Below are 8881 nucleotides of genomic sequence, written 5' to 3'. Positions count from 1 at the left end.
CGAAGCTTTCCAAACTGAAACGCACTGCTGGTTCTGCAAACTCTAAATTCAAAACAACCGGGAGGGGAGGATCAATTAAAGATCGAATTACCAAAAAAGCAAAACCTCTTAATAAAAAGAAAGCTGACAATCCTGTAGTAGTTGGCAAGGAACAAATGGAGAAGCTTCAAAAAGAAAACATGCTTCTCAAAAAAGAGAACGCAGAACTGCAGAAAAAAAATGAACTTCTGGAGAAAGAGAAAGCGAAATTGAATGCGCTTGTTGAAGAGATGTCAGCCCACATTGAACAAAACATCTAAGAAAATAGAGATACCGAAAACCATCTAGTGCTTCTTCAAGTTTAAACTGTCGGGTGATTTTAGACAGTAATCAAAGTTTAAAGGGGTTTTCTACCCGACAATCAAACCTTGAAAGAACACTAGTTGCATAACTATAACGTATAAATTAGCCAGTGCTGTCGGGAGAAATCTTGACACCACAGAAAGGATAATCATGCCTGATAACAACACATTTCTTACTAACAAAAAAGACAAAACAATTGTCCTGGAAACAACATCCACGAATATTGACGTTCTTAGCAAAGTCATAAAAAGAATTGGAATCTACGAAGTTCATATTAAGGATTCCATACTCTATGCTTTGGATAACAGTACAAAAAAATTTTTTACCATTTTCAGGATCGACTGCAAAGATCTCATTGGAGAAGGTGTTAATCTTAGTTTTCATATCGAAAAATCGAAAAGAAAGATGCTTGGGAAAATTAAAGGAAATGACAAATCTGTATTTTACGAAATCGGTCAGGATTTCTATCTGTTTATCAATGGAGGTTACACTTGTAGTATTCCAAAAATTGAACCTCGAAACCTGAAAGAATTGATCCCACCGATCAATGATGAAATAAGGTTAGATACCTATAAGTATAAAAAATATAAAAACGATACAGGTAAGTTTGAATATGTAGATATATATATCTATAATGACAAAATCAACTGCATTAACCCTTCAAATGATGATATATATATGTCATTTGATTCATTATTAACTTGTGAATTATTGGAATTTGATCCTGATATGCTCCTTCGATCTTATCATTTTTTCAGAATAGATGCTGAGGAAACAACATTAATGATATTTGATCATAAGGAAATTTTTTGGCTTTGCACTCGAATAAACTTTACTGAGGACATTGTAATCGAGCAGTACGAGCCCCTTGAAATCGTGGAATAAATTTTAACGACACAGGGCTGTATCCCTTCACTTCTGGGGTGCAGCTCTATATATAAAAAGGAGAGTGCAAATGAAGTTCATACCCGTTATAAATATGAATCAAAAAATCATCAATCTTTCTCTAATAGCTGCTATCATTAGAATTGCAGGATCAGGACTAATATCACTCATAGACGCTTTTAAACAAAATCAATTTGGTCTTGATACTTTATATAATTTTCGGCGACATCTTGAAAAATATATAAATCAGGTGATCAAATCAACCAATGCACATCTCTACTTTGATTCCGGTGGATACAGCTTCATCCAGGGACAGATTCACCCGGACGATATCAGGAAGCTCATTACCTGTTACCTACATTTCATGATCGAGGAAATGCAGACTTACTATAAAATCTTTAGCTTGGATTTGCCATTTAGTAAAAGGTACAACCTATATAACACCAAAGAGAACATCTTTGATTTCAACAGACTGTCACTCTTAGAGACATTTGATATTATTGAAAAAGTTCCTCAACTAGCTGATAAATTTATTTTTATCTGGCAATTTAGGAGAATAGAACTATATAGAATCTGGTGCATACTGCATGATGAACTATCCTCATATGGCTATGATAAATTCATTACACATCGTGCTATCGGCGGAATGGTTGGGCTCAAAGGAGAAACTAAAATTAATTTTTCTCCATTTATAGCCTTATCATATAGGTGTTTCAAAGATTATATCACTGTTGGATTGTTTCATTTTCCTTTCCAACTACACCTATTGGGAGTCTATACCTTATCTGATCGTTTTATGATTGCGTATATCGAGAAAGTTTTTGAACGTTATTTGAAGCAGCTTACCATAAATTCTGGAGTTATTATTAGTTATGATTCGACAAATTATTTTCGAACGGCACAATATAATGCTCGAAAAATGCACTGCAATAGTTATGATAAAGGTGACTTAACTCATTACTCAACGGTCTTTGATGTGCCTGACAATATTCTTAGACACATTTATCACACCGATGAATTGTATTTCCATATTCAAGAGGAAATTCAGCGTCTTAAGATTAATGAAGATTTATTGGAAGGAAACTCTTTTGCTCCACTTAATAGTTTTAATTTCGTCCAGGAAGATAAATTCATTGAAGATGCTATAGAAAAGTACAAGATCACTGACGTTCTGTTTGAGAGTCGTGATAACGATGATTTCCGCAAAGAAACAGGAGACATCCTTGACCAGATACTCAAGTCTACCCCCCAATTCTTCGGCCCTCGATTCAAAGACAGTATCATGGACAACATGACCAAACTCTATCGTTTGCATAAGTGGTGGACATTTGAAGGAGGTGAGTATGATTCTCTCAACAGCTTAGTTGAAGAGTTCATAGCAATGATTAAGGAACCATAATTTAAACATGAGAGGCAGTTCCCTGGAAGCATGCAGAACATTCCAGGGAATGCTATCTCATAACGCAATCAACAGAACAGGGGCTGCTCCAGATCATTTCTTAATCTTGCATCCAATAATAACTAAAATTAAATAATTTAAAATTTTTTCAATATTTGAACCACCATATATGGTATTCACTCATCCCCAATTTATCCCTGATAATACCACGAATATTGCTGATCATTCAAATTGGGTAAAAACCACACCCTAAAAATTCATCAGTATTAAAAATAAAACCCTTACGATTGTAAGGTTTCACCATCAATTTAATCAAGGTGTGGAGGAAAAGCGGAGAAATGAAAATTATAAATTATTTCAAATATTATGCTGGAAAAGTTTTCCATTTTTTCCAAAAACCATGAAGAAGAAGGAGGTGATAGGCAAAAAACTACTTAAATTGGTAAGTTGCTTATTGATGTACTTTTTTTTAAACAACGATAAATTATGGAGATAAATTATTATGAATACTTTAAATGTAAATTCAGCAGTTAATGATTATCACCGCACTGATGTAAATCTTCTGGTATATATGCTTGAGATTGAAGTAAGTCCAGATGCGAAAAGCAAACCTTTGTCATCAATAGATGCTCAACTTCAGAATTTCGATATTGTTCTTCCGACAGAGGACTCCTATGCTGATGAAAACGCCGACCCTTACCATGGTATGGGCTATACATGTCATGTTGAGGAAGAGGATTTGTTTATTACTTGCGTGAGACCAACTACAACAGAAACAGAGAGAATGTATTTCTTTACAAATAAATCCGAACTTGGGTTTCATGAGCTTATTGATCGGTCTTTTGGAGGACAAGAAGAATTCGATAAGATCAAACAGGACCTTATCTTTCATGGAAGGATCACCACTCAAAATGATGAAGCCACAAGGCCTTTTACAACTGACTTATCCATGATTTCCATTGGTAAACAACTGTCTTGGTAGTTTGAAGAATACGAACCATTTGATTTGATATAAAGAAGACCACCTCTCTCTTACCAATGGGATGGGTGGTCATTTATTATACACCCTCCACAGAGATCATCCAGCAGTAGCACCAGCGATAATCTGATCATAGGGAATACCGGCATGATATATCGACTCTGCAGGAATGCAATAAACACCGTGAAGATCATTTGTGTCGGTTAAATCTTTGTCATCAAAACCCATGGGTTGACCAAGATGCAAAAATATTGAAATGATTGGAGCTGAAGGAAGCCTGGGATAAAATAGTCTGAAAACAGCTGATCAAACACTATTGGAGCGGTACCAAGCAATCAACAGCTGCTGCTGCTGCTCCAAAACATTCTTCACTCTTGCCCCCAATAAAATCCAAAATAAATTAATTAAAAATTTTTCTCTATATTTTCATACCATATATGGTATTCAATCTTCCCAAATTCATCCCTGACAATACCACAAATCTTTCTGATCACTCAAATTGAGAACAAACCATACCCAAAAAATTCTCCAGCATGAAAAGATAGAAACCTTGCGATTGCAAGGTCTCATCATCAATTTCGTTAAGATGTCTTCTTGACATTTATCCTGTCAATTAGTTTCTGGGATGCGTCATCGAGCCCTTGGATGACCAAGGCTCCGCCAGTTTGTCCAGCAATTTTTCCAATTCCAGCACCGGCAGCAGTACATGCGGCAGCACCAGCAAGTGATACACCATTAATGGTATAAGTTGTTCCAAGAATGCCCCACAGGGGGGCAGTTACCGTTAAAACAGGTGCAGAAGCTGCCAATGCAGCGCCACCAGCTATAGTTCCGCCAATAATTGCCAATCCTTTAGATAGACTCATGTTCACCTCCATTTTTTAATGATTTTGATGAGATATACTGTTATTATTTCTATATGGAGGAAGAGAATATACAAAAAACGGGTTCATAATTTATTAATCTATGCTTACCTGGAGCGGTAGCACACTGTCAAAAAGTGCTGCTCCAGCTTATTCCTCAACCTACCCCATAGCTCTACCATCAGTATCAAGACAAAAAAGAATCAGTCTCAAAACCATCCGACATTTCAATCCCACCTAATCATTCCAACACCTTTCGATTTTAGACGGCAATGTTCTCTAAAGTTGAGATTCAGTAATGGTCAAAACAAGGATAACTTTTAACAGAAGTGTTGATTTAAAAGTAATCTCTTGGTAAAAAAATATTAGATAGTCAGAGCAGATCAACCAATCCATTGAAAGGAATAAAAAATGGCTAAGAAAAAAGATGCGGTTCAGGAAGCAACTGAGAAAGAGACAGAAGATAAGAACTTGCCCGAAAAAGCTGAACCAGTAAAGCCTGAGATTATTGATGAGGAAGAAGAGAAGCTGATTAATGATGCAGTGAAGTTTATCAATGAGAAAGCGAACGAAGTAATTTACAAAGGACATGAAGAGATCGGCAGTTATATTTTAGAAAAGTTCTTCAATGGCGATATTGAAAAGGCTCTCTCAAAAGACCCTAAAAAAGAAATCAGCTTCAAAAAGCTATGTGAGAGAGGTGATTTGATTGTTCATGCCAATACTCTCTCTGCCGCAGTAAAAGTCTCTTGTCAGGAAAAACTATTCATAGATAAAAAATTCAATGACAGCAAACTTCTAAGCTATACTCATAAAAAACTTCTCGTCAGGCTCGAAGATCCGAGAAAAAAGGTCAACATGGCGAAGAAGTGTATCAAGGAAGGTTGGACAACAAGAGAACTTGAAAATGCTGTCCAAAAGAAATTAAAAGAATTTGAGAAGCCGGCAAAGAAATCCCTTATTAGAACCACACAAAAATGCATTCAAAAAATAGATACAGTCATTGAGGCAGCAGCTGAATCCGACTTATCATACAAATCTGAAGATCTGAAGAAGATGTCGGGAGCAAGACGAAGGGAACTTATTAAGCATGCAAATGATCTCAAGAGCAAGATAGATGCAATTGATTTGGGTGATGTTTCATCAAACTGCGAATCTTTGATTGAAGAGCTTGAAAAGATAGAAGAAGAATACAAAAAGAATCCACCTAAGCGTGGAAGAAAATCCAAAAAAAATATGGATGACAACAAATAAACTTCAACTGCGCAGCCGAAGTAGTTTTTTAAAAAAAATGATAATATATACTCACATCAATATAACCGTTAAACATTAAGGTTTGCCAATATGAATCAAGACTGCTACACCCACAGTACAAGAGATGATGGAGACGACTATTTTATCCATGATCAATGGAAGAGAAAATACCACTTCAAGATATCACGTTTCTTGGTGCCAACAGGAATGGCTTACGAGGCAATTGAAGTAAAAGAGGATGACTCCACTGGATATCGTTTTAATAGTTTATACGACTTAGGTGACGACCAAGAAGTTGCAATGGAAGAGTTTATTAAAAAAATCAAAAAAGGCTTGAATCAACGACACCTCAAGAAAAGAGGATCTAAGTGGGAGATTGGTGGAAGGGATATATTAAGGGGAAGGATAGAATGGAGTGAGGATTTCCCAGATACAGCTTATGGAAAAGTCTTTATCATCGACGGAAAAAGAATCACTATCGAACAATTTGCAGAGATGCTCGAACCTTTTGAAGGTTGGGGTTTCCAATTTAAAATAGTAGATCTATTTGATTAACAACTGAGGGAAAACAATAGCACGCTTTGAAATGGAGAATCAAATATGTCAGGATCAATATGGCAACAGCAAGGTGCAACGCTAAGTCATAAGAACGCATGTAAGGAATATGGACTTACAGAGCAACAAATAATTGATGCAATCCGAAATGGGAAGTTGCAGTACAAGCAAAACTATGCTCATGGAAATCCATATTATCGTGTTCTAAGAAAGGAAGTAGAGTCATTAGCTCAAGACATACTTGGGAAAGACGGTATAAAAGAGCAAGCAGTAAAACATGAACTGGCAAGTATCAACCGGGAAATCAACAGTCTGAAAAGAAAACTATCAACGTTAGAAAAGAAGAAAAAAGCTCTGCTGGAGAAACATGAGATAAAAAAGTAGCTGACATAGCATGCTCATAAGAATATTTTTGGAGAAAATCTATGGATAAATTTATCGGAAAATGGCGAATCACTGAAATGGAAATGTGGGATCAAGATTTTGTTGATGCAGAAGTTCCAGGATATATATCATTCTCTGAAGATAATCAGGGAGAATTTCATTTTGGATATGTGCATGGATATATGCACTGCCGTTACATTCAGAAAAAAGAAAAAGTTGAGTTTTCATGGGATGGCAATGATGAAATGGATCCTGCTTCTGGAAAAGGATCTGCTGCCATTGAAGGAGATCGTCTTGTTGGTGAGTTGTCTTTCTATGAGGGAGATGATTCTGGATTTGAAGCTATTAAACAATAGAAATATGCTTACTGTAAATGCTTAATCTCTGCATTGATATCAAAGTATTCAACCAGATATTCAACTGCTAATCTTCTATGACAATTATCAGGCTCATGCTCGCTGCATAGGAAACAGGACTGATCAAGTATTTCTGAATTGATTATTTCATCAATATTTCTTTTTGAAAGAAGATCCAGGTATTTTGATTGGTAGCCTTTCCATGTGATACTCTTGCTTTTATACCCTTTAAGAATATCTTGCGTGGGTGCCAGTTGTGGTATATGTAAATATTTAACGGCACATAGTTCATGCAGGAAAAATTCAAGATCATCTTTCTTTGCAAATGCCGATAGTTGAGAGGTGTTGTTGAGTCTAACATCAATCAGGGTAGATATGTTTTCATTCCTGATGAGGTTGAAAAATATTTTTGCTAATTTTTTGGTGTATCCGATTGTGTATATTTTGATTGAGCTTTTTTGATTCATTGTAATCATTATCTTTACTGTGTTATAGTTATTATTATAGATTAAGACTACATATTATACTAATTTAAGGTACAGACTATTGAATAAACTGGAACTTATAAAAGAACTTAAAGATAAAACAAAACTTACCAAATGTGAAGCTGCACTAATTGTTGATATTTTTTTCTCTGAACTAACTAAAGCACTGTCAGAGGGAGAGCGTGTGGAGATTCGGGGACTGTGTTCTTTTTATGTAAAGCACTATGATTCATACATCGGAAGAAATCCAAAAACAGGAAAAAAAGTCAAAATAGCACCAAAGAAGTTGCCGTTCTTCAAACCAGGGAAAGAGTTGAAAGAAATAGTTGATTACAAAAAAGTATAAAGAGTTTATAAATCCAGGATTTTCATTAATGCAAAACAGAAAATGCTATTGCAACAGCCAAAATAACTATGATGAGTGTTGTCTTCCATATCTTTCAAACACAACAAATCCCCAAACTCCAGAACAGTTGATGAGGTAAAGGTATTCAGCTTTTTGTACTGAAAACATCAAGTATCTTGTTGACACCCATTATCCCTTAAAAAGAGAGGAAAAAGAAGAAGAAATCCTTGAAGAAACAATTAAGAATACTCAATGGCTTGGTCTTAAAGTATTAAAAACAGAAAAAGACAAAAAAGAATCTAACATTGAATATGTAGAATTTGCAGAGTTTTACCAAGCAAACAATAAATATGGACAACTGCATGAAAAATCAAAGTTTATATATGAAAATGATAAGTGGTATTACGTTGATGGAGTTTTACTTGAGCCAATTAAGATAGGTCGTAACGAGCCTTGCTGGTGTCAGAGTAATAAAAAGTTCAAAAAATGTCATGGTAAATTTTGAAAAGTTTTTATTCTATAATTCTTTTCCGCTATAATTTCTTTGAAATCCTTCATGAATCCCATTGTCTTGAAATAGAAAAGATGAGATTCACATTTGCAGTCTGAACAGCCGAATTTGGCTATAGGTTTGATTGTAATATGACTCAAAATTGATGCCCATTCATGCTCCAGATTCTCTTCATGATCAGATACCCATACTTGTTTTAGTTCAGCTTCTTCTCTCAGATAGTCAATATGCCAGTGGAATCTCTTTTTGGGAGTCTGTCTGTGATGATTGACTCTACTGTTCAAACCACCTGGGCCAAATGCACTTCCCACATAAGCATAGTACCCCCTGCTGAATTTGATTTCTCTCAACCTCCCAATGGTTATTTGCTTCATGTTCTTCAGTTGAAGGATGAGTATGTATGTGCCTTTTGATTTTGGATCTATTTGAGTCATGATCAGTTTATAACGGCAGACTACGTGATTTCTTTTCTGTACTAATGAACTCCAATACAGTTGGCCATATCTCGTTTTTCGAATTTTT

General features: G+C 35.5%; 13 protein-coding genes and 1 pseudogene. 11 read left to right on the top strand and 3 right to left on the bottom strand.

All coding sequences use genetic code 11. The annotated features are described in order from the left end of the window. The 4 genes from MTBBW1_RS28780 to MTBBW1_RS26150 all read left to right on the top strand — a co-directional run. Positions 1-299, top strand: a 299-nt coding sequence (locus tag MTBBW1_RS28780; protein ID WP_222424185.1) for a hypothetical protein, incomplete at its 5' end; no start/stop codon positions are given. Positions 300-492: 193 nt separating this feature from the next. Continuing rightward, positions 493-1227 carry a hypothetical protein gene (locus tag MTBBW1_RS26160; protein ID WP_080809648.1) on the top strand — a complete coding sequence of 245 codons (735 nt, stop codon included), beginning with the start codon at positions 493-495 and terminating at the stop codon, positions 1225-1227. A gap of 70 nt (positions 1228-1297) precedes the next feature. Then, on the top strand, positions 1298-2626 hold the full coding sequence (locus MTBBW1_RS26155) for a hypothetical protein (protein ID WP_080809646.1): 1329 nt from the start codon (positions 1298-1300) through the stop codon (positions 2624-2626). A gap of 502 nt (positions 2627-3128) precedes the next feature. Then, a complete protein-coding gene (locus MTBBW1_RS26150; RefSeq protein ID WP_080809643.1) occupies positions 3129-3608 on the top strand; it encodes a hypothetical protein in 480 nt (159 codons plus the stop codon). A 578-nt stretch (positions 3609-4186) separates the two neighbouring features. Here MTBBW1_RS26150 and MTBBW1_RS26145 read toward each other — a convergent pair. Then, positions 4187-4471, bottom strand: coding sequence for a hypothetical protein (locus MTBBW1_RS26145; protein WP_080809641.1), 285 nt, complete (start codon positions 4469-4471; stop codon positions 4187-4189). A gap of 408 nt (positions 4472-4879) precedes the next feature. On the opposite strand from MTBBW1_RS26145, the gene MTBBW1_RS26140 reads away from it, so the two are divergent. From MTBBW1_RS26140 to MTBBW1_RS26125, 4 genes are all read left to right on the top strand, one after another. After that, positions 4880-5722, top strand: coding sequence for a DUF1016 N-terminal domain-containing protein (locus MTBBW1_RS26140; protein ID WP_080809639.1), 843 nt, complete (start codon positions 4880-4882; stop codon positions 5720-5722). Positions 5723-5812: 90 nt separating this feature from the next. After that, entirely contained in the window at positions 5813-6277 is a 465-nt protein-coding gene (locus tag MTBBW1_RS26135; protein WP_080809636.1) for a DUF7686 domain-containing protein, read from the top strand. Positions 6278-6322: 45 nt separating this feature from the next. Then, entirely contained in the window at positions 6323-6661 is a 339-nt protein-coding gene (locus MTBBW1_RS26130) for a hypothetical protein (RefSeq protein ID WP_080809633.1), read from the top strand. Between the two features lie 41 nt (positions 6662-6702). Next, a complete protein-coding gene (locus MTBBW1_RS26125; protein ID WP_080809630.1) occupies positions 6703-7017 on the top strand; it encodes a hypothetical protein in 315 nt (104 codons plus the stop codon). An 8-nt stretch (positions 7018-7025) separates the two neighbouring features. Here MTBBW1_RS26125 and MTBBW1_RS26120 read toward each other — a convergent pair whose 3' ends face one another. Continuing rightward, positions 7026-7484, bottom strand: a complete 459-nt coding sequence (locus tag MTBBW1_RS26120) for a DUF488 domain-containing protein (protein ID WP_245809572.1) — start codon at positions 7482-7484, stop codon at positions 7026-7028. A 79-nt stretch (positions 7485-7563) separates the two neighbouring features. On the opposite strand from MTBBW1_RS26120, the gene MTBBW1_RS26115 reads away from it, so the two are divergent. The 3 genes and pseudogenes from MTBBW1_RS26115 (at position 7564) to MTBBW1_RS30490 (ending at position 8353) form a co-directional block, all read left to right on the top strand. Further along, positions 7564-7848, top strand: a complete 285-nt coding sequence (locus tag MTBBW1_RS26115) for an HU family DNA-binding protein (protein ID WP_080809627.1) — start codon at positions 7564-7566, stop codon at positions 7846-7848. 151 nt (positions 7849-7999) lie between these two features. After that, a pseudogene (locus MTBBW1_RS30495) lies at positions 8000-8251 on the top strand (YchJ family metal-binding protein); the annotation flags it as partial. Beyond that, positions 8228-8353 (top strand): SEC-C metal-binding domain-containing protein, encoded by a 126-nt coding sequence (locus MTBBW1_RS30490; protein ID WP_425430029.1) that lies wholly within the window; start codon positions 8228-8230, stop codon positions 8351-8353. The pseudogene MTBBW1_RS30495 and the gene MTBBW1_RS30490, both read left to right, overlap by 24 nt. Here MTBBW1_RS30490 and MTBBW1_RS26105 read toward each other — a convergent pair. Next, positions 8338-8881 (bottom strand): GIY-YIG nuclease family protein (locus tag MTBBW1_RS26105; protein ID WP_222424184.1); only part of this gene is annotated, 544 nt, incomplete at its 5' end. The two genes, MTBBW1_RS30490 and MTBBW1_RS26105, sit on opposite strands and share 16 nt — an antisense overlap.

It is taken from the genome of Desulfamplus magnetovallimortis, assembly GCF_900170035.1.
In the GTDB taxonomy this organism is placed as follows: domain Bacteria; phylum Desulfobacterota; class Desulfobacteria; order Desulfobacterales; family Desulfobacteraceae; genus Desulfamplus; species Desulfamplus magnetovallimortis.
The sequence above is the reverse complement of the archived record's forward strand: the minus strand, read 5'-3'. Positions and strand labels throughout refer to the sequence as shown.